Below are 18,330 nucleotides of genomic sequence, written 5' to 3'. Positions count from 1 at the left end.
CCTTTCAGATGGTTGTCGAGACGTGCCGCTCACGGCCATAGAGCGAAACCAGCAGCACGATGACGAAGCCGAGCGCGGCCTGCACCGCTGCGGGCTGGAAGCCGAGGCCGATCAGCAGCGTGTTGATCTCGGTCAGCACTAGCACGCCGGCGATCGTGCCGAGATAGCTGCCCCGGCCGCCGACAAGTGCTGCGCCTCCTACGACGACCGCCGCGATGGTCTGGAACAGATAGGGCTGGCCGACATCCCCATAGGCCGAACCGGTGAAGCCGAGCAGCAGCACTCCTGCCACGGCGGCAAAGAAAGCGCTTGTCGCATAGGTGATGACCCACATGCGAACCGGGTCAATCAGCGCCAGCGGCGCCGCGCCCGGATTGCTGCCCAGCGCGTAGAGCCGGCGGCCATAAGGTGTTCGCTCAAGCACCAGGACGACGAGTGCGGCCAGCACGACCAGGCTTGGCACCAGCCACGGCACCGGCAGCGGGCCGGCCGATCCGCCGATCGACACGAAGCTGGAAACCGCTTGCGGTGCGGAGCCTGACGGAAAACCCGCCGTCCACAACAGCACCAGCCCTTGCACGACCATGCCGATGCCGAGCGTGACGATGAGCGGCTGGATGTCGAGGCTGCGCGAGATCAGTCCGTTCAGCCCGCCGATGATGATCGCCAGTACGCCGACGAGGCCGCAGACCAGGACAAAATTCCAGCCATCGCCATAGAGCTGCGCCGCCACGACATTGGCAAAGCCGATGACGAAAGGGATCGACAGGTCGATGCCGCCCATGATGACGACCAGCGTCTGCCCGATCGAGGCGACGGCGAGCAGCGAGGCGAGCACCAGCATGGCGCGTATCGCAAACGGCGCCGAGTAGCCGGGAATGAGAATTGTGCCGGCAAGGTGCAGAAGGGCGGCGACACAGAAGGCGCCGACGACGCGCGCTTTGGTTGTGGCGAAGAGGTTTTGGCGCAAAACCATGTCAGCGTCTCCCCATGGCAAGACGTTCCTGCAGCGCTGTCAGCATCACGGCCAGCACCAGGATCGCGCCGTAGGCGATCTGCAGCACGAAGGTCGAGACGTTGAATGTCGTCAGCACGCTTTGCAGAAGAAAGATGTCGATGGCGCCGATGGCGGCACCCGCCACGCCACCACGGCCGCCTGCAAGGCTGACGCCGCCGAGCGCTACCGCGGCGATGGCGATCAGCGTGTAGGTTGGCCCGATGTTCGGATCGGCGGAGCCGATCAGCGCGGTCAGCATCAATCCGGCGCAGCCGCCAAGGATGCCGGTCATGATATAGGCGATGAAGCGCACGCGCGTGACATCGACGCCGGCGGTGTAGGCGGCACGGTCGTCGCTGCCCACCGCCATCAACTGGTCGTAGTAAGGCGTACGCCGCACCAGCCACCAGGCGATGAACATCAGTGCCAGCGGCAGCATCGACAGCGGGCCGGACAGCGCCTTGAGCCAGGCCGGTGCGGGACCGATCGGCGCCGGCAGGATTGTCAGCGTCACGCCGGTCAGGATCAGATAGGTCCCGAGTGTGGCGACGATCGGCTGGATGCGCACGATTGTCGCCAGGAAGCCGTTCGCAGCACCCACCAGAGCGCCGACGAGCAACGCCGCCGGAACGAGCACCAAGGGCGATGAGATGCCGGCGCCGAGGAAGAGGACCTGGATCGTCAAAGCGTTGACGAAGCCCATCAATGGCCCGACCGAGATGTCGATTCCGCCACGCCCGGCGAGGATCACTGGCGTCGAGGCGATGGCCGCGCCGATCAAGGGCGCCGCCAATCCGACCAGCGCCCCCCAGGAACCTGGCTGGAACCGTCCCGGGCTGAGGACGAGATTGACCGCAAGCAGGACGACCAGCAGCACGACGGCGAAGCCGAAATTTCGCCCAAGGGACAGGAGACGCGCACCAGGGCTCATGCCGCACGTCCGAACATGGCTGATATCACACTGTCGGTGGTGAGCGCGTCGCCGGCGATCTCAGCCGCCACCTCGTTTTCGCGGAACACCAGCACGCGCTGGCACAGGAGAAGAATCTCCTCGATCTCGCTGGACAGGATGACCAGCCCCATGCCGTCGGCCGCCAGCCCGCGAAAAACGTCGTAGAGAACATGCCGCGTCGCCACGTCGACGCCACGCGTCGGATCGTTGAGGAGCAGGATTGCGGGCTCCAGTGCCAAGGCCCGCGCCAGCAGCACCTTCTGCTGGTTGCCGCCCGAAAGAGTGGTGATCGGCGCATCGGGCCGGGGTGCGGCGATCGACAGTTTTTCGCGGTAGATGTCGTACCGCGCGTTGCGCGCCGCCGGGCTGATCAGGCCGAGCCGTGTGTCGCGCGACAGAGTCGAAACGGCGAAATTGTCGAGCACCGACTGCGTCGGGAAAATGCCGTTGGCGCGTCGGTCACGCGGCAGATAGGCGATGCCGCTAGAGACGGCCTTGCGGAAGCCGGTGATCTTGCGGGGCTCACCGGGCAGGTCGAGCACGATCGAGCCCCCATACGGCGATGCCAGGCCGGCGAGCATCTTGAGGAACAGTTCCTGACCATGGCCGTCGAGACCGGCAAGACCGACAATCTCGCCCGGAGCAATCGCTTGCGTGATCGGGCTGGCGCCGGGCGCGATGACGAGGTCGCGAACGGCAAGGGCAGCGCGGTCAGCCATGCGCCAGCTCCGCCGCGGTGCGTGGCGCCATGGCCTTGAGGAGCTCAGCTGGCGTGGAAGCGCCGCGATCTTCGGTGCGCACCACGCTGCCGCCCCGCAGGATCGAGATGCGGTCCGAAAGCGACATCACCTCGTCCATGCGGTGGGTGATGAACAGGATGAGGCAGCCTTCGCCGGCCAGCGCGCGCATCAGGGAAAACACCGATTCGCGGTCGGCGAAGTCGAGCGCGGCGGTGACCTCGTCGAGGATCAGGATCTTTGGGTTGCGCACGATCGCGCGAGCAAGGACGACCAATTGCTGCGCGGCGAGCGGCAGCAGGCCGGCTGGCTTGTCGAGGGGGACGTCGGTGACCGCAAAGCGCTTCAGCGCAGCTTTCGCCCGGTCACGGCGCTCGTTGCGGGGCACAGCGCGCCGGACCAGCCCGTCGAGGCCGAGCAGGATGTTGTCGGTCACGCTGCGATCCGGCGCGATCAGCACCTCCTGGAACACCGTGGCGAAGCCTTGCGCCTGGAAGGCCGATGGATTGGCGCCAGAAAATGGCTTGCCTTGCAGCAGGATCGCGCCGCTGTCCGGCTGGACGATGCCGGACAACAGCTTGACCATGGTGCTCTTGCCCGAACCGTTCTCGCCCAGGATGGTGTGGATGGTCCCCGCCCGGAACGCGATCGATGCGTCCGCGAGCGCGATCGTCTCGCCATAGCGTTTGGATATGGTTTTGATTTCAAGCATGTCGCATTTCGATGCTGGCAAGCCGGCTCCCTGAAAGGAACCGGCCTGCTGGGAGACTAGTTCGCGCAGCGTTATTTTGCGCAGGCGTCGGGCACCTTCGAATAATCCCAGCCCTTGGTCGGCGCCGGGTTCGAGAAATAGGCGTCGAGCCATTCCTCCGGCATCGGATCCGTCGGCGGGATCGGGAAGATCGACACCGCATCCGTCGTCATGCAGTCCTTGTACCAGGCGCCGAGATCGGCGGTGTGGACAGGCGGGATCGGGATCAGCAGTGTGTTCAGCTTCGGCTTCTGGCCGTCGAGCATGCGCTCGCCGACGCGGAACAGCGTCTGCGCGGTCCAGTGCGGCAGCACCGCATGGCCTTCGAAGCGGTACTTGTCGGGGTTAGCCTTCCAGTAGCCCAAAGCATCGCCGGTGATCGAGCCGGTGATCAATGGCGCCGGCCGGCCGGCTTCTGCGAAGGCCTCGGCGACGACGCGGCTTTCGCTGCCTGTCGTCCACACCGCATCGATCGGCGCCGGGTTGGTGGCGATCGCCTGCAGCACTACGGTCTTGGTGACGTTGGCTGTCCAGTTGCCGTTGACGTTGCGCGAAATCTTCAGCTTCGGATTTTCGGCCAGCGCCTTGTCCGCGCCCTGGCGCTCCTGCACCACGATCGGGTGTCCGGCGATGCCTTCGACCAGAAGGATGCTGGCGCCGTCCGGCTGCGCCTTGCCAATCGCCGTCATCATGTCGTAGCCCCAGCGCGCATAGTTGGAATCGACATTGATGGCGTTCGGGCTGGTCACCGAGCCGGCGGCGGTGATGAACGGAATGCCGGCTTTGGCGGCAGCGTCGATCGCATCATCGAGTGCCGTCGCCGAGCCCGGGATCGAGGTGATGATCGAGCACTTCTTGTCGATGAAGGCGCGGATCTGGTTGATCTGCTGGCTGGCGTCGTTGTTGGAATCAGACACCTCGAAGCTGGACACCGTTCCGTCGGCGATCAGCCCGTCAACGAGACGCTTCAACTCCTTGGTCACCGTGACCCGCCACGGATTGCCCTGGTAGGATTCCGAGTGGCACCATTTCCACGGCTTCGGCGGCGCTGTGAAATTGTCCCAGGCCGAGGGCAGCACCTTCTGCGGCGCGCCGTCATACTGCGCCTTGAGTTCGGTCGGCAGCCCGCCGATGACGCCTTGCGCATCCTGGGCGAAGGCGGTCGTTGCAAGCGAGGCAAGCGTCGTTGCGGCCAGCAGGCCGCGGATCATTCCTGTCATCTCGTTCTCCTCCGTTCGGTTTGGTTCAGGCTCCTCCACCGGCAGCGCCGGACACCTGCGCCGGAGAACTTTCCCGAAACAGGCGATTAAGATCGGCAACGACCTCGGCGGCATTGTGCCGGGAGGTCATGCCGGAAAGGATGCGTTCGGACGCGGCCTGCTGGAACGCCATGTAGCCGTCATGGCGTGGCCGCACCCATGCGCCCTCCAGCGTCGCGCGCGTGTCCCGATAAAAATTGACGGTCGCCGCATTGACGGTCTGGTCCTCCCAGGCCGCGGCATGGCCGGGCTGGCCGCCGGCAGCGGCGTAGGCGCCGCGCTGGACATCGCCGCTGGCAACCCAGTAGGCAAAATCGATCGCTGCATCTCTGGCTTTGGAAAAGGCTGATACGGCTATGCCGGTGCCGCCGAGCGCCGAACCGATCGGACCGCTGACGCCAGCGACTGGGATGTCGGCAAAGGACAGCCGGTTCGCGCGAAACCCAGCCATTGCATAGGACACATAACCGTAGATCAGTGGCGCGCAGACGATCCTGGAATTGGCCTCTGCCATGCGCTCCGAGACCGCAATCGGATCCATCTCGAAACAGGCCGGTTCGACCAGCGCCGCGATCTCGCGCATTGCCTCGAAAACGTCGCCGCCGGCTCCAAGATCAATGAAATCGCGGGACGGATCGGTCCTGCACGCATGTCCAAGATTGCCGGCCAGCGTATAGAACACCATCAGCACGTGAGGCGGCCGCAGCGGCAACAGCACGCGGTCTTGACGGGCGAGATCGAGCACCTCGCTCCAGCGCGCCGGTGGCGCCTCAAGCGCATCCGGTCGCCATGCCTGGACCTGGGTTGCCGCATCGATTGGGAAAGCCCATTGCCGTCCTTGCCAGTTATAGCTCGGATAGGACTGGCCGACGCTGCCCGAGGCAAGTGCTGTGCGCTCCGCCTCGCGGCCGGCGACATCCAGCGGCTCCAGGCAGCGTTCAGCGGTGATCTGGCCGACATGCGGATGGTCGATGACGATGAGGTCATAGGCGCGCGCCAGTTCCTCAACCGGGAAGGATTCGAAATCCTGAAGCGAGCGCTTGTCCCACTCGATGGCAATACCCGTCTTCTGCTGCCACAGCGACGAGCAGGCGACCATCGGATCGTAGCCACGCGGATGGCTCCAGGTCATGCCCTTGAGGATGGGCACGCTCACAGGCCGAATTCCGCGCGGATTGCCGCACTGTGCTCGCCGATGCGTGGCGCCGCCCGGTCGACCTTGGCCCTGATGCCATCGACCCGGAGCGGCGAACTCGTGGTGAGGATCGAGACATCATCCTCGCGCGTCACCGTCTGCAGCATATCGAGCGACTGGAACCCCTCGCTTGCCAGCATCTCGGGCCAGGTCAGCACTCTGGCGCACCAGATGTCAGCCGGCTCGAGGATATCAAGCCACTCGTCGATCGTCTTGGTGGCGATCCGCTGTGCAATGATCGCCTTGATGTCGTCGCGCGCGGTGAACCACGATGCCGGCTTGTCGCGATAGGGTGCGAGTTCGCTGAGCGACAGGAGATCGGCCAGCTTGGGGATCGGCGTCATGGCGATGGCGAGGTAGCCGTCTTTGGCCGGGTAAACACCGTAAGGCGCCGACAGATAGGCATGCGCGCTGCGGAAGCTGGAGCGTTTGGGCAAGCGGCGGCCGTCATTGAGATGCGTGGTCAGCACCTCGAACTGGAAATCGACAAGCGCTTCCAGCAGGCTGGTTTCGATGTGGCTGCCCTGACCGGTGATACCGCGCCGCACGAGTGCGGCCAGAATGCCCTGCGCACAGGCCGCACCGGCCAGCATGTCGCCGATGGCAAGGCCGAACGGCACCGGTCCCTGATCCTCGTCGCCGTTCAACCACATCACGCCGGAACGCGCCTGCGCCAGGAGATCCTGGCCGGGCCGCTTGACCCACGGGCCGTCCTCGCCGTAGCCGCTGATCGAGGCATAGACGAGCCGCGGATTGATCTTGCGGACCGCCTCATAGTTCAGGCCGAGCCGCTCGATGACACCCGGCCGGAAATTCTGGATCAGTACATCGGCCTTGGCCAGAAGGCCGCGCAGCGCCTCGAGATCGGCCTCGTTCTTGAGGTCGATGGCAAGACTTTCCTTAGCCCTGTTGATGGCATGGAAGATGGTGGAATCGCCGCCGATCTCGGTGTCGCTGAGATAGAGCCGGCGCGACAGGTCGCCGCCATCCGGACGCTCGATCTTGATGACGCGGGCACCGAGATCGAGCAGCCTGAGCGAGCAGTAAGGCCCGGACAGGAACTGGCTCATGTCGACGACGACAAGACCGGCGAGCGGCAATTCGGCTGCTGCCGGCATTTCTATTTCTCCGTCTTGCCGACGAAGTCGGCAGGGTTGCGGTACTTCACCGTCTGCAGATGCTCGCAGTAGAGAACGAGTTCGCCTTCTCCCTTGAACACCTCATAGCTGGCGCGGATCAGCCCCATCTCCTTGTAGCGGGGTGTCTTGTCGAGGTTAGAGCGGATCGAATAGATCGTGTCGCCAATGAAGACGGGCTTTATGAAGCGGAGCCTGTCGTAGCCATAGGAAAAGGCGTTGACGCAGTTGGTGGCGACCAGTCCCAGGCCAGCCGAAAAGACGAAGGCGCCGGCGATCAGCCGCTTGCCGAAAATGCCTTCGCTCTCGGCAAACATCTGGTCCTGCACATAGGGGTGGATGTCGAGCACCAGCGTGTTGAACAAATGGCTGTCGCCTTCGGCCATGGTGCGCCGCAACGAACGGATCTTCTGGCCGACGGGCCAGTCCTCGTAGAACCAGTTCTCGGCATTCCACACCGGCAGCGCGGCGTGATCCGCTGGCATGTTCTTGGGATGCGTCGAGGCGACGCCGACGGTGGGCGCGAAATCGTTCATGGCCGTCACCGCCAGCCTTGTATGGGACACGTCACAGCTGTCGGAAAACGCATCAAGGCGTCGAAATGCAAGACGTCTCCTCCCGTCAATCTTCTTTTGTAAATAGTATTTTCACATATGGGGTTGCGTTGCAAGCGTGAACAGGCGAAATTTTGGCTGCTCCCGCGCGCCGAAGCGCAGGCGGGCAGGGGAGAAAAATCATGCGCAAGGATTGTCTGGTCTTTGTCGGCAGCCTGAACCGCGAGGCGCCGTATTTTCAGGGCGCTCGGGGCGTCGGTCTCGGCGTCTACAGCTTTGACGAGGAAACGCTGGAAACCCGAAAACTGGCCGAGACCAATGACGTTGACAATCCGACCTTCCTCTCGGTGACGCTGGATGGCTCGCGGATCTACGCCAACTCGGAAGTGTTCACCTGGCGCGAGGGCACTGTCTCGGCCTACAGCTTCGATCGAGCTTCGGGGACGCTCACCTATCTGAACAAGCAGCCGTCGCTGGGCAGCATCACCGCCCACAACACCATCACCCGCGACGGGACAAAACTGCTGGTCGCCAACTACGGCATGGGCGGGGGCGGTCCGGATCGCGCCGTGGCTGTCTATGGCTTAGAGGAGAGTGGTGCCTTGTCGGCGCCGCTGGCCAGCGTCTCGCATTCCGGGAGCGGCCCGAATGCGGCACGACAGGAACGCTCGCACGCCCACAGCATTACCGAAACCATTACCGGCGGGACAGCCATCGTCGCCGATCTCGGCATCGACCGACTGGTGTCCTACCGGATCGAGCACGATGGCAACCTGACCAAGCTTGGCGAATCCGCCTTGCCGCCGGGCGCCGGCCCGCGCCATCTGGCGCTGCATCCGAACGGGCGTTTCGTCTTCGTCATGAACGAGTTGGATTCGACCATCGCGTCGATGGCGCTGGACGAAGCCTCGGGCAAGCTCACGCTCGTCGACGCCAGGCCAGCGGTGCCGGCCGAAGCGCGCGACAGCAACCATTGCGCCGACATCCAGATCTCGCCGGATGGCCGCTTTGTCTACGGCTCCAACCGCGGCCACGACAGCGTCGTCATCATGGCCGTCGACCAGCAGACCGGTGCGCTGGCCCTGGTCGGCTATGTCCCTTGCGGTGGTGCGACGCCGCGTAACCTGGCGCTGACGCCGTCAGGCGGCCATCTGTTCTCGGCCAACCAGAATGGCGACCGCATCTCGATCTTCGCGCGCGACGCCGAGACCGGCATGCTGACCGACACCGGACGCGCCATCGAGATCGGCACGCCGATGTGCGTCAAGATCGTGCGCTGAACACCCACAACCGCGAAGCCTTGGACAAAATCGCCCGAGGCTCAAGCCTGTTGTATTGCTGAGAGCTTCCAGTTCGAGCCATTCTCACGCACGAATGTCCACAGCTCGGTCGTCTCTGTCGGATGATCATCGTCGCCCGAGACGACCTTGCCGCTGGCCCGTTCGCGCGTCACGTCACGAGACTCGTAGCGCAATGCGGCCGTGGCGTAGTCGCGGTCATCCTCACGCCAGCTTTCAGCGACGTCGGCCTGCAGCAAACTAATGTCCGTCACCTCGTTCCTGACACCTTTCTGGGCATTGTCGGCCAGTTCCTCGGACAGATAGGACACCATTTCGGGAGTCACCGCCCGGCGCAGGGCGGCATGGTCTTCGCGCCCGAATGCTTCCTGGACATCGGTCAGCAACTGCTGGAATGCGTCGAGATCGGTCTGAGCCAGCGTGATCTCATCAGAACCGATGGCCGGAGAGCTTCCGCCCGAACCACCGCCAAAGCCGGGAATTGTGAAGGAGCCTGCAGTCTGCTGCCCTGCCGTTGCGCGGTTCTCAAATCTCGAAGCCTGGGCATTACCGGCACCGGCGAGCGCTGGACCACGCGCCGACTGCGAGCGGAAGAAGCGGATGGCCAGCATGATCGCGCCACCGATGAGCAGGGCCTGAAGCAGGAAACCGAACATGCCGGCCAGGCCGCCGAAGCCCTGGCCGACGAGCAGGCCGACCAGGCCGCCGAGCAGCAGGCCGCGCATCATCGTTCCCCCGAAGCCGCTCATGAAGCCGGGCCTCTGCAGGCCGGCCTGCGGCTGCCGGGCCGCGTTATTCACACCGGTGTTGGGCGTCATCGAACGCTCGACTGGAGCGGTCGGAGCCGGTGCGGTCCTGGTCGGCGGTGCCGATTGGAACGTGCGCATGCCACGACTGCCGAAACTGCCGCCGCGGCGCGCCTCGGCATGGTCTATCGCGACCATCGAAAACGCCAGGAACAGTCCTGCAAAGAGGGCTGCAAATCGGCTTGTACGGGAAGTCATCGGAGATGAACCTTTATCTCTGCGGTTTCGGAAATTTTCAGCCGTCGCCGGGGTGCCGGCGTTATACGGTCAATCGAACAACTCTTCGAAAAATGATTTCTTCCGCTTCGGATAGCGGTGGCCGTGCGAGCGGGAATAATCGTCGTCGCGGCCCTGGCCGTGTTGCGGCTGCGAGAATGCTGCCGGCTGTGGCTGCGGCGCGGGCGCCGCTTCCCTGCCGGAACGCTCGATGATCTTGTCGAGTTCTCCCCGATCAAGCCAGACGCCGCGGCACTGCGGACAGTAGTCGATTTCGATGCCCTGGCGTTCGCTCATCACGAGCGCAACGCGGCAGGAGGGGCAAGTCATGCCAAGGAGAGAAGATGTCATACGGGGCTCCAAACCGAAAAAGATTGAGCCCGCTTGACCGAAAACATGGAAACGAGCCCGTTAAAGCGGTCCGACATCACGATCGCCAAAAGCGACAGTCAGAGGGGCCCGGCCCGCACCGGACAGTTAGGAATGCAGAGCCGCGCCTTCAAGAGCGATATTGCCCTGCAAGAGTGATTTGTTCGCCATCGTTGCTCAGACCGTCACCACGATCTCAGATCGTCACCACGATCTTGCCGAACTGCTCGTTCGATTCCAGATAGCGGTGCGCCTCTACGATCTGGTCGAACGCAAAGGTCCGGTCGATGATCGGCTTTAGAGTCCCAACCTCAAGTCCTTCGAGGATGAACGCCTTGGCGGCCTCCAGCTTCACCGGGTTGCCGGTGATCTCGTGGACGAGGTAGCCGCGCAGTGTCAGCGTCTTGGCCAGCACCGCCGGCAGCGGAAATGGCGTCGGCTCGCGGCTGAGGCCGCCATATTCGATGAGGATGCCGCCACGCGACATCGCCGCCGTCAGCGGCTCGAAGATCGGGCCGCCGATTGCATCCAGCACCACGCGCACGCCTTGCGGTCCGGTGATTTCATTCAGTCGTGCGGCCAGATTCTCTTCCGCCGAGGCAATGACATGTGCCGCGCCAGCGTCGAGCAGAGCCTGCTTCTTGGCCGATGTTCGCGTCACCGCAATCGTCGTCGCGCCGACCCTGTTGGCGGTCTGGATCGCCGCAAGCCCGACGCTGCTCGACGCCGCGGTGATCACCACGTGGTCTCCGCTGCGCAGCCTGGCGATATCGATCAGCGCGCCATAGGCGGTGAGATACTGCATCCAGACCGCCGCTGCCGTCTGCCAGTCGAGCGAGCGCGGATGCCTGACGACAAGTTCGGCGGGATAGGTGGCAAGCTCGCCATAGGCCGGCCAGCGGATCATCGATTGCGGCGGGATGACACTGACGCTGTCGCCTGGCGCGAAATCCCTAACACCTTCGCCCACCGCCTCGATGACGCCGGCAGCTTCGAGGCCAAGCCCGGAGGGCAGCGTCGGCGTCTCGATATAGGAACCCGCGCGCAGCAGCGCTTCGGCGCGATTGAGGCCGAGCGCCTTGACGCGGATTTGAACTTCGCCCGGACCCGGTGGAGGAAGCTCGACATCCTTGATGCGCAGAACCTCGGGGCCACCATGCTGGCGAAAGCGAACTACGCGTGTCATTCGGGTACTCCAAATCATCTGAACCGAATGAGCTATGCAGTCAGGGTTGCCGGGGATAAATGGCTGTAAGGGAAGAACAGTAGAAACCAGGAGTTCCCAATATGGATCGGCTCGAAAGCATGGCCGTGTTCGTCAAGGCCGTCGATCTCGGCTCGTTCACGGCAGCAGCGGTCGCCCTCGACCTGTCTGGGCCAATGGTCGGCAAGCATGTCCGGTTTCTCGAGGAGCGGCTGGGCGTTCGCCTGCTCAACCGGACCACGCGACGGCAGAGCCTGACCGACTTCGGCCGCGCTTACTATGAACGCTGCAGGCTTGTGCTGGCCGAAGCCGAAGCCGCCGATGCGCTCGCCGCCGACCAGTTTTCGGAGCCACGCGGAAAACTGCGCGTCACCATGCCGGCGCATTTCGGTCGCCACTGCGTGACGCCCGTGCTGCTGAAACTCGCCCGGCAATATCCGATGCTGGAACTCGACCTGTCGCTCAGCGACCGCTTCGCCGATCTCGCCGAGGATGGCTATGATCTCGCCATCCGCACCGGCACTCTGGACGAGGCGGGGGTGATTGCGCGTCGCGTCGCGCGCCAGGGCATGGTCGTCTGCGCAGCGCTCTCCTATCTCAGAATTCATGGCGAGCCGCGGCGTATCGAGAATCTCGCCGACCATCAGGCGATTGTCTACCGCCGGCTCGGCCAGGTCGTTCAGCCGTGGCTGTTTGTGCGCGAGGGGCAACCCACGCTCGAGATCACACCAACCGGCCGGCTGCGGCTCGACGATCTCGATGCCATCGCTGACGCGGCCGCCGACGGCATGGGGCTGGCCTGGCTGCCCTGGTGGCTGGTGCGCGAGCGCATTCAGGCCGGCGCGCTGGTGGCGCTGTTGCCGGACCAGCCGCAATATCTCTACGACTGCCACGCGCTTTGGCTGCAGACGCCGCATCTGCCGCTGAAGGTGCGGCTGGCCGTCGATGCGCTGGCGGCTGCCTTGCCGAAGTCGATGGCCCAGCTGTAGCCTCGCAGCCGCTTTCAGTTGAGATCGCGCGGATACTCCTTGACCTCGCTGCGGTCGACGACCACTTCATCTCCGTCATGGGCGGTGATGTAGGTCTCGATCCGCCAGACGTCGCGCAGCGCCCGTACCGTCGCCTTCACCGAAAGACGCACTTGCCAGTCGCCGCGGCCATAGGACTTTTCCCAGGTGCAGGTGCCGACCGCCGAGTTCGGGTCGTCGGGATGAATGGAGAACCGGTCGACATGCTTGGCTGAAACGACGATTCCCGTATGCGGATGCAGCACCGTGCCGCCGTCATTGACGACCTGGTAGACGGTCTCGCCGGTGACCTGGTCCGTCGACACCGAGCGCTGGAAACCGTCGCCCTTGGCCAGCACCTCCTGCTCCATCGGCGTGGCGCTTTCCGCGCCCAAGAAAGCCCCCAGCGTGTCGTCCAGCTTCTGCGGTGGGCGCACCGGCAGGATCAGCCGGCTGTCGCCGCAATGGATCGATAACGTCGCCTGCTCGGCGGTCGGGAAGACGATCGGCCAATGCGATGTCGCCAGTGCCAGCCGGATACGCTCGCCAACCTCGAAACGCTGCCCGCAACAGCGCAGCTTGATGCGCACCGATTCCGCCTGGCCCGGCACCATGGGTGCGATGTCCAGATCATCGTTGCGATGGCTCAGATTGAGGATGCCGTAGCTGACGCGCGAGGCAGCACCTTCCGGGAACACCTGCGACAGCGTGGCGGAGAGAAGCGCGACCGGCTTGTCGGAGGAGAGCTTGACCTCGAATTCCGGGAAGCCAAGGATCTCGACCGCTTCGGTCAACGGCGCGGTCTCGAAGATCAGGACGTTGCCTTCCTCCGTGCGCTGGTCGACCGGTAAAGTCGGCATGACGCCATAACCGCACCAGGCGCCGGAAGACATGCCGGCCGTCTGCGGCGATGAAATTTCCAGGATCGCATCTTCGCCCCTGGCCTCGCTCAGCACATGCGGCGCAAGGTTCAGCACCTTTTCGCCGACGCCGGGCCCCGGCCACGCCGGCTCCGCCACCCAGCGGCCGGGCCGCTCGTCATAGATCGCCGCCGGCCGTGCGGGGTCCTGGATCCAGGCGCGCAGCATCGGCTCGTCGGCAATGCCGGTGTCGATGCCCTTGAGATGCTGATCCCACCAGCGCAGGCACTCCTGCAGGAAGCCGATGCGCGGGCCGGGCATGGCGAAGTGGGGATATTTGTGGCCCCAGGGTCCAATCAGCCCTTTGCGGGGACCGCTGAGCTTTTCCAGCATCCGGAAGATCGGATTGGGATAGCCGTCGGCCCAGCCGCCGACGCCATAGACCGGGATTTCGACATCGGAATAGTCCTCGCAGATCGAGCCGTGCTTGTAGAAATCGTCGCGGCGCTGGTGTTCGAACCAGTCCTGCATCCAGATGCCGTTGCCGTTCAGCCGCTGCTCCCAAAGATCGCGCCAGCGATCGCCGACAATGAGCGGGTCGGGCGGGGTCATGGCGATGGCCCAGGCGGTGGTTCCCCACATCAGATTGTCGCACATCATGGCGCCGCCCAGATAATGCACATCGTCGTTGTAGCGGTCGTCGGTCGAGCAAAGCGAGACGACGGCTTTCAGCGCCGGCGGCCGGCGGGCCGCGACCTGCAGCCCGTTGAAGCCGCCCCAGGAGATGCCGATCATGCCGACGCTTCCCGAACACCAAGGCTGCCGGGCCAGCCATTCGATGACCGCCAGGCAGTCATCCTGTTCCTGCTTCAGGTACTCGCCCTTGCACAGCCCCTCGCTGTCGCCCGAGCCGCGCATATCGACCCGCACGCCGGCATAGCCGTGACCGGCGAAATAGGGATGCGTCAGCGCATCGCGCTCCACCGTTCCGTCGCGCTTGCGATAGGGCAAATATTCGAGGATCGCCGGCACCGGATCGGCCTCGGCGTCTTCCGGCAGCCAGATTCGAGTCGCCAGCTTGACGCCGTCCGGCATCGGAATCCACAGGTTCTCGATCTCGCGGATTTTGCGCGGGAAATCGGTCACGACGCGAATATCTTGCATGGCGGCTCCTCTCGACGCCCCGGCCGACACTTGCGCCGGTGGCGATCCTTACGTGTTCAGCGGGAAATGGCAGGTCAGGCGGCTGTCGCCGACAGCGACCGGGGTAGGGACATCCACCGCGCAACGGCCCTGGGCCTGCGGGCAGCGTGTGTGGAATTCGCAGCCTGAAGGGCGCGCCAGCAGGGACGGAACGTCAGCCGGCAGCGTGATGCGCTGATGCACCCTGTCGGGATCGGGCTCCGGATTGGCGGACAGAAGGGCCGCCGTATAGGGGTGATGCGGCGCGCGGAAGATCGCTTCGGTTTCGCCCTGCTCGACGAAGCGTCCGAGATACATCACCGCCATGCGGTCGGCGATCTGGCGCACGACATGCAGATTGTGGGTGATGATCAGCATCGACAGGCCCATGCGGTCGCGCAGGTCATTGAGCAGGTTCAGCACCTCTCCCTGCACCGAGACGTCGAGGCCGGCTGTCGGCTCGTCGGCGACGACCAGAACCGGGTCCAGCGCGATCGCCCGCGCCACACCGACGCGGCGCGCCTGGCCGCCGGAAAGCTGGTGCGGGTAGCGGTCGGCGAAATCGCGCGGCAGCCCGACCAGTGCAAGAAGTCGTGTGACTTCGGCGTTGAGATCGCGATCCGACAGTCCGTGAATGACGAAAGGCTCCGACAGCAGCGACCGCACGCTGAGCCGCGGCGACAACGATCCGACCGGATCCTGGAACATCATCGGCATGCGCCGCCGCACCGGTTTCATCGCGGCGTTGGACAGGCCCTGCAGTTCCTGCCCTTCAAACAGGATCGTGCCCGCTTTCACGGGCTGAAGACCGTTGAGCGTGCGCGCCAGCGTCGTCTTGCCCGAGCCGGATTCGCCGACCAGCGCGAAGGTGCTGCCTCGTTGAAGCGTGAAGCTGACGCCGGAGACCGCTTCGATCTCGCTGGCCCGCCCGGCAAGCCTGGCGGACAGGCCGCCGACCCGGAACGAGACGCGCAAATCGCTGACACGGAGCAGGTCGGAGCTCATGCGTGCACCCCTTCCAAGGGGATATCCGCATGCCAGCAGCGAGCAATGTGAGCCCCCCCGATAAGGGCTGAGGGAGGCACCGTCAGGCATTGGGCGTCGGCGCGGTCGCAGCGCGGCTGGAAGACGCAGCCGCTCGGCCGGCGGCGCAAATCCGGCAAGGTCCCGGCAATGGTCGGCAGGCGGGCAACCCGCTGCGACAGCCGCGCGGGATCACAGGCCAAAAGCTTCTGCGTGTAAGGATGGCGCGCATCGTGGAAGATCTCCCGAGTCGTGCCGCTCTCCACCACCTCACCGGCATACATCACGATCATCTCGTCGCAGAGTTCGGCAATCACGCCCAGATGATGCGAGATGAACAGCACCGAGCAGCCGATGTCGCGCTGCAGATCCTTGAGCAGTTCGATGGTGGCCACCTCCAGCGTCGCATCGAGCGCAGTTGTCGGCTCGTCGGCGATCAGCAGCGCCGGTTCCATCATCAGCGCCATGGCGATGGCGATGCGCTGCTTCATGCCGCCGGAGAATTCGTGCGGAAACTGCGTCAGCCGGCTTTCCGGATCGGGAATACGAACCTTGCGCAGCATTGCGACCGAGCGCGCATCCTTGTCCCGCTTCGACAGGTTCGAGCGATACTGGATGTCGCGCATCTGACGCCCCACCGACAGCACCGGGTTGAGCGCACCCATCGGGTCCTGGAAAACGGTGGCGATCCTTTGGCCGCGCAGGCCGCGCATCGCGGTCGGGTCGAGCCGGGCAAGGTCCTTGTCGCCCTCGAAGATGATCTCGCCCGACAATATCTCGCCATTGTCGGCGAGCAGGCCGAGAATGGCGTTGATGAGCGTCGATTTCCCGCAGCCGGATTCGCCGACCACGCCGACGCTGCGGTTGGCTGGTACGGAAAAGCTCACCTGCTTCAGCGCCTCCAGCCGCCCGGCCTCGGTGTGGAAGGCGACGCTCAGATTCTTGACCTCGAGAACCGTCATGAGCGCCCCTTCAGCCTGGGATCGAAGAGGTCGCGCAGCGTCTCGCCGAAGAAGGTGAAACCGAGCGTGGTCAGCACGATGGGCAGGCCGCCGGCAATCACGATCCAGTAGGAATCGCGGATGTTGGCGAAGCCGTCATTGAGGATCGCGCCCCAGCTCGGCGTCGGCGGCCGCACGCCTAGCCCGAGGAAGCTCATGCCGGCCTCGATCGCCACCACCACGGGAATGTCCATCGATATCAGGATCAGGATCGGGCCGATGATGTTGGGCAGGATATGGACGCGCAGGATGCGGCCGGCGGTTGCCCCCATCGAGCGCGCCGCCATGACATGTTCGGCCGATTTCAGCACCAGCGTCTGGGTTCGGATGATGCGGGCGTAGCCCGGTACATTGACCAGCATCACCACCAGCACCACCGCGTAGAGCGAGGGGCCGAACAGGGTGACCAGCGTCAGCGCCAGCATGACGGTGGGAAAGCTCTTCACGGCGTCGAAGATCAGCAGCAGCACATTGTCGAGCCAGCGCGGCCCATAGCCTGCGATCAGCCCAAGCACGACGCCGACAACCAGCGACACCGCTGTCGCGCCCAGCGCGATCAAAAGCGCGACGCGTCCGCCATAGAGCACCCGGGTGAGAAGATCGCGGCCGAGATGGTCGGTGCCGAGCAGATGCAGGAGGCTCGGCGAAGCGAAGCGTTGGGCCGGCGATATCTTGCTCGGCGCATAGCTGGTCAGGAGGCTGGCGAAGACCGCCGACAGCACCACCACCGTCACCAGCGTCAGGCCGATCGCGCCGAGCGGCTCGCGCATGATGCGGCGCAAGGTGCGCCATATCATGCCGAGACGGAAGCTGCGGGATGGCAGCTCAGTTGAAACTTGATCTGACACGGGGATCCAAGATACCGACGAGGATGTCGGCTGCTACGTTGACGAGAACGAAGAAGACCGTGGTGACCAGCACGGCTCCGGAGACGATGGGATAGTTGCGCACCGAGATCGCCTCATAGACCAGCTTGCCGATGCCGGGACGGGCAAAGACGATTTCGGCGAAGACGGAAGACGACAGCATGTGGCCGATGCCGACGCCGAGCAAGGTGATGGTCGGCAGCACGGCGATGCGCAGGGCGTAGGTGTAAACGATCCGGTGCTCGGTCAGGCCGAAGGCGCGCGCCGTGCGGATATGGCTGGCCTCGAGCGTCTCCAGCATCGAGGCGCGCACCATGCGCGAGATGTAGCCGATCCAGCCTAGGCCGACCGCCAGCGACGGCAGGATGAGGTGCTGAAGCCGGCTGGCGAGATCGCCCGGTTCGCCGGCGCCGATCGCCGGCAGCCATTGCAGGGCGACCGCAAACACCAGCAGCGAATAGATGGCGACGACGAAGGATGGCACGGCGATCATCGCCACCGACAGCACCCCGATGACCTGATCGACAAAGCCGCCGCGCCGCACCGCTGCGATGCAGCCAAGCGGGATGCCCAGCGCCACCGACCAGGTGATGCCGCCGACCACCAGCGCCAGCGTGAACGGAAGCTGTTCCATCACCACGTCCAGAACTGGCCGATCTGACAGCACCTCGGTGCCGAGATCGCCGCGCAAGACCGATCCGTAGAAATGCAGGAACTGCCGCCAAACCGGCTGGTCGAGGCCCATGCGCACACGTAGCGCCTCCATCATCTCCGGCGTCGCGCGCGGCCCCAGCGCGACGGAGGCCGGGTCGCCGGGAATGAGGTAAACCATGGCGAACATCATCATCATGGCCACGCTGATGATAATGGCGCCAAGCCACAGACGCTTGAGGGCGTAGCGGATCATTTTCGGTACC

At 64.5% G+C, this 18,330-nt stretch carries 18 protein-coding genes; 2 read left to right on the top strand and 16 right to left on the bottom strand.

Going from position 1 to position 18,330, the window contains the following annotated elements:
* Positions 1-4: 4 nt before the first annotated feature.
* The 8 genes from MESCI2_RS0108355 to MESCI2_RS0108320 all read right to left on the bottom strand — a co-directional run bounded on the left by MESCI2_RS0108355 (position 5) and on the right by MESCI2_RS0108320 (position 7,563).
* A complete protein-coding gene (locus MESCI2_RS0108355; protein ID WP_027036183.1) occupies positions 5-976 on the bottom strand; it encodes an ABC transporter permease in 972 nt (323 codons plus the stop codon).
* 1 nt (position 977) lies between these two features.
* Positions 978-1,928, bottom strand: a complete 951-nt coding sequence (locus tag MESCI2_RS0108350; protein WP_027036182.1) for an ABC transporter permease — start codon at positions 1,926-1,928, stop codon at positions 978-980.
* Positions 1,925-2,668: an ATP-binding cassette domain-containing protein gene (locus MESCI2_RS0108345; RefSeq protein ID WP_027036181.1), complete on the bottom strand. Its 744-nt coding sequence runs from the start codon at positions 2,666-2,668 to the stop codon at positions 1,925-1,927. The genes MESCI2_RS0108350 and MESCI2_RS0108345 overlap by 4 nt, the downstream gene beginning before the upstream one ends.
* Positions 2,661-3,398 carry an ATP-binding cassette domain-containing protein gene (locus tag MESCI2_RS0108340; RefSeq protein WP_027036180.1) on the bottom strand — a complete coding sequence of 246 codons (738 nt, stop codon included), beginning with the start codon at positions 3,396-3,398 and terminating at the stop codon, positions 2,661-2,663. Before MESCI2_RS0108340 ends, MESCI2_RS0108345 begins: the two co-directional genes overlap by 8 nt.
* 71 nt (positions 3,399-3,469) lie before the next feature.
* Positions 3,470-4,657 carry an ABC transporter substrate-binding protein gene (locus tag MESCI2_RS0108335; RefSeq protein ID WP_027036179.1) on the bottom strand — a complete coding sequence of 396 codons (1,188 nt, stop codon included), beginning with the start codon at positions 4,655-4,657 and terminating at the stop codon, positions 3,470-3,472.
* Between the two features lie 25 nt (positions 4,658-4,682).
* The gene (locus MESCI2_RS0108330; RefSeq protein WP_027036178.1) at positions 4,683-5,852 is read right to left on the bottom strand and encodes an extracellular solute-binding protein; all 1,170 of its coding nucleotides are present in this window, start codon (positions 5,850-5,852) and stop codon (positions 4,683-4,685) included.
* Positions 5,849-7,009: a CaiB/BaiF CoA transferase family protein gene (locus tag MESCI2_RS0108325; protein ID WP_027036177.1), complete on the bottom strand. Its 1,161-nt coding sequence runs from the start codon at positions 7,007-7,009 to the stop codon at positions 5,849-5,851. The genes MESCI2_RS0108330 and MESCI2_RS0108325 overlap by 4 nt, the downstream gene beginning before the upstream one ends.
* 2 nt (positions 7,010-7,011) lie before the next feature.
* Positions 7,012-7,563 (bottom strand): MaoC family dehydratase, encoded by a 552-nt coding sequence (locus MESCI2_RS0108320; RefSeq protein WP_027036176.1) that lies wholly within the window; start codon positions 7,561-7,563, stop codon positions 7,012-7,014.
* 200 nt (positions 7,564-7,763) lie between these two features.
* Here MESCI2_RS0108320 and MESCI2_RS0108315 point away from each other — a divergent pair, with 200 nt between their 5' ends.
* Positions 7,764-8,861 carry a lactonase family protein gene (locus tag MESCI2_RS0108315; protein ID WP_027036175.1) on the top strand — a complete coding sequence of 366 codons (1,098 nt, stop codon included), beginning with the start codon at positions 7,764-7,766 and terminating at the stop codon, positions 8,859-8,861.
* 41 nt (positions 8,862-8,902) lie between these two features.
* Here MESCI2_RS0108315 and MESCI2_RS0108310 read toward each other — a convergent pair whose 3' ends face one another.
* The 3 genes from MESCI2_RS0108310 to MESCI2_RS0108295 all read right to left on the bottom strand — a co-directional run bounded on the left by MESCI2_RS0108310 (position 8,903) and on the right by MESCI2_RS0108295 (position 11,456).
* Positions 8,903-9,883: a Tim44 domain-containing protein gene (locus MESCI2_RS0108310; protein ID WP_027036174.1), complete on the bottom strand. Its 981-nt coding sequence runs from the start codon at positions 9,881-9,883 to the stop codon at positions 8,903-8,905.
* 69 nt (positions 9,884-9,952) lie between these two features.
* Positions 9,953-10,252, bottom strand: coding sequence for a zf-TFIIB domain-containing protein (locus tag MESCI2_RS0108305; protein ID WP_023808853.1), 300 nt, complete (start codon positions 10,250-10,252; stop codon positions 9,953-9,955).
* A gap of 214 nt (positions 10,253-10,466) precedes the next feature.
* Complete coding sequence (locus MESCI2_RS0108295) at positions 10,467-11,456, bottom strand: zinc-dependent alcohol dehydrogenase family protein (protein ID WP_027036173.1); 990 nt, start codon at positions 11,454-11,456, stop codon at positions 10,467-10,469.
* 101 nt (positions 11,457-11,557) lie between these two features.
* Here MESCI2_RS0108295 and MESCI2_RS0108290 point away from each other — a divergent pair, with 101 nt between their 5' ends.
* Positions 11,558-12,463, top strand: a complete 906-nt coding sequence (locus MESCI2_RS0108290; RefSeq protein ID WP_027036172.1) for a LysR family transcriptional regulator — start codon at positions 11,558-11,560, stop codon at positions 12,461-12,463.
* 14 nt (positions 12,464-12,477) lie between these two features.
* On the opposite strand, the gene MESCI2_RS0108285 is transcribed toward MESCI2_RS0108290, so the two are convergent.
* Genes MESCI2_RS0108285 through MESCI2_RS0108265 form a run of 5 tightly spaced genes read right to left on the bottom strand, consistent with a single transcriptional unit; the run spans position 12,478 to position 18,320 of the window.
* Entirely contained in the window at positions 12,478-14,505 is a 2,028-nt protein-coding gene (locus MESCI2_RS0108285; protein WP_050596501.1) for a CocE/NonD family hydrolase, read from the bottom strand.
* A 48-nt stretch (positions 14,506-14,553) separates the two neighbouring features.
* Complete coding sequence (locus tag MESCI2_RS0108280; protein WP_027036170.1) at positions 14,554-15,528, bottom strand: ABC transporter ATP-binding protein; 975 nt, start codon at positions 15,526-15,528, stop codon at positions 14,554-14,556.
* Positions 15,525-16,508, bottom strand: coding sequence for an ABC transporter ATP-binding protein (locus MESCI2_RS0108275; protein WP_027036169.1), 984 nt, complete (start codon positions 16,506-16,508; stop codon positions 15,525-15,527). The genes MESCI2_RS0108280 and MESCI2_RS0108275 overlap by 4 nt, the downstream gene beginning before the upstream one ends.
* Entirely contained in the window at positions 16,505-17,344 is an 840-nt protein-coding gene (locus MESCI2_RS0108270; RefSeq protein WP_027036168.1) for an ABC transporter permease, read from the bottom strand. Before MESCI2_RS0108270 ends, MESCI2_RS0108275 begins: the two co-directional genes overlap by 4 nt.
* Before the next feature lie 28 nt (positions 17,345-17,372).
* Positions 17,373-18,320 (bottom strand): ABC transporter permease, encoded by a 948-nt coding sequence (locus tag MESCI2_RS0108265; RefSeq protein WP_023808846.1) that lies wholly within the window; start codon positions 18,318-18,320, stop codon positions 17,373-17,375.
* Positions 18,321-18,330 lie beyond the last annotated feature (10 nt).

The sequence above is a fragment of the Mesorhizobium ciceri WSM4083 genome (assembly GCF_000519305.1).
Taxonomy (GTDB): Bacteria; Pseudomonadota; Alphaproteobacteria; order Rhizobiales; family Rhizobiaceae; genus Mesorhizobium; species Mesorhizobium ciceri_B.
The sequence above is the reverse complement of the archived record's forward strand: the minus strand, read 5'-3'. Positions and strand labels throughout refer to the sequence as shown.

What these genes read in the sequence shown, in the direction of transcription:
- MESCI2_RS0108355 (WP_027036183.1), bottom strand. Translation starts at nt 976, where the DNA reads ATGGTTTTGCGCCAAAACCTCTTCGCCACAACCAAAGCGCGCGTCGTC.
- MESCI2_RS0108350 (WP_027036182.1), bottom strand. Translation starts at nt 1,928, where the DNA reads ATGAGCCCTGGTGCGCGTCTCCTGTCCCTTGGGCGAAATTTCGGCTTC.
- MESCI2_RS0108345 (WP_027036181.1), bottom strand. Translation starts at nt 2,668, where the DNA reads ATGGCTGACCGCGCTGCCCTTGCCGTTCGCGACCTCGTCATCGCGCCC.
- MESCI2_RS0108340 (WP_027036180.1), bottom strand. Translation starts at nt 3,398, where the DNA reads ATGCTTGAAATCAAAACCATATCCAAACGCTATGGCGAGACGATCGCG.
- MESCI2_RS0108335 (WP_027036179.1), bottom strand. Translation starts at nt 4,657, where the DNA reads ATGACAGGAATGATCCGCGGCCTGCTGGCCGCAACGACGCTTGCCTCG.
- MESCI2_RS0108325 (WP_027036177.1), bottom strand. Translation starts at nt 7,009, where the DNA reads ATGCCGGCAGCAGCCGAATTGCCGCTCGCCGGTCTTGTCGTCGTCGAC.
- MESCI2_RS0108320 (WP_027036176.1), bottom strand. Translation starts at nt 7,563, where the DNA reads ATGAACGATTTCGCGCCCACCGTCGGCGTCGCCTCGACGCATCCCAAG.
- MESCI2_RS0108315 (WP_027036175.1), top strand. Translation starts at nt 7,764, where the DNA reads ATGCGCAAGGATTGTCTGGTCTTTGTCGGCAGCCTGAACCGCGAGGCG.
- MESCI2_RS0108310 (WP_027036174.1), bottom strand. Translation starts at nt 9,883, where the DNA reads ATGACTTCCCGTACAAGCCGATTTGCAGCCCTCTTTGCAGGACTGTTC.
- MESCI2_RS0108305 (WP_023808853.1), bottom strand. Translation starts at nt 10,252, where the DNA reads ATGACATCTTCTCTCCTTGGCATGACTTGCCCCTCCTGCCGCGTTGCG.
- MESCI2_RS0108295 (WP_027036173.1), bottom strand. Translation starts at nt 11,456, where the DNA reads ATGACACGCGTAGTTCGCTTTCGCCAGCATGGTGGCCCCGAGGTTCTG.
- MESCI2_RS0108290 (WP_027036172.1), top strand. Translation starts at nt 11,558, where the DNA reads ATGGATCGGCTCGAAAGCATGGCCGTGTTCGTCAAGGCCGTCGATCTC.
- MESCI2_RS0108285 (WP_050596501.1), bottom strand. Translation starts at nt 14,505, where the DNA reads ATGCAAGATATTCGCGTCGTGACCGATTTCCCGCGCAAAATCCGCGAG.
- MESCI2_RS0108280 (WP_027036170.1), bottom strand. Translation starts at nt 15,528, where the DNA reads ATGAGCTCCGACCTGCTCCGTGTCAGCGATTTGCGCGTCTCGTTCCGG.
- MESCI2_RS0108275 (WP_027036169.1), bottom strand. Translation starts at nt 16,508, where the DNA reads ATGACGGTTCTCGAGGTCAAGAATCTGAGCGTCGCCTTCCACACCGAG.
- MESCI2_RS0108270 (WP_027036168.1), bottom strand. Translation starts at nt 17,344, where the DNA reads ATGATATGGCGCACCTTGCGCCGCATCATGCGCGAGCCGCTCGGCGCG.
- MESCI2_RS0108265 (WP_023808846.1), bottom strand. Translation starts at nt 18,320, where the DNA reads ATGATCCGCTACGCCCTCAAGCGTCTGTGGCTTGGCGCCATTATCATC.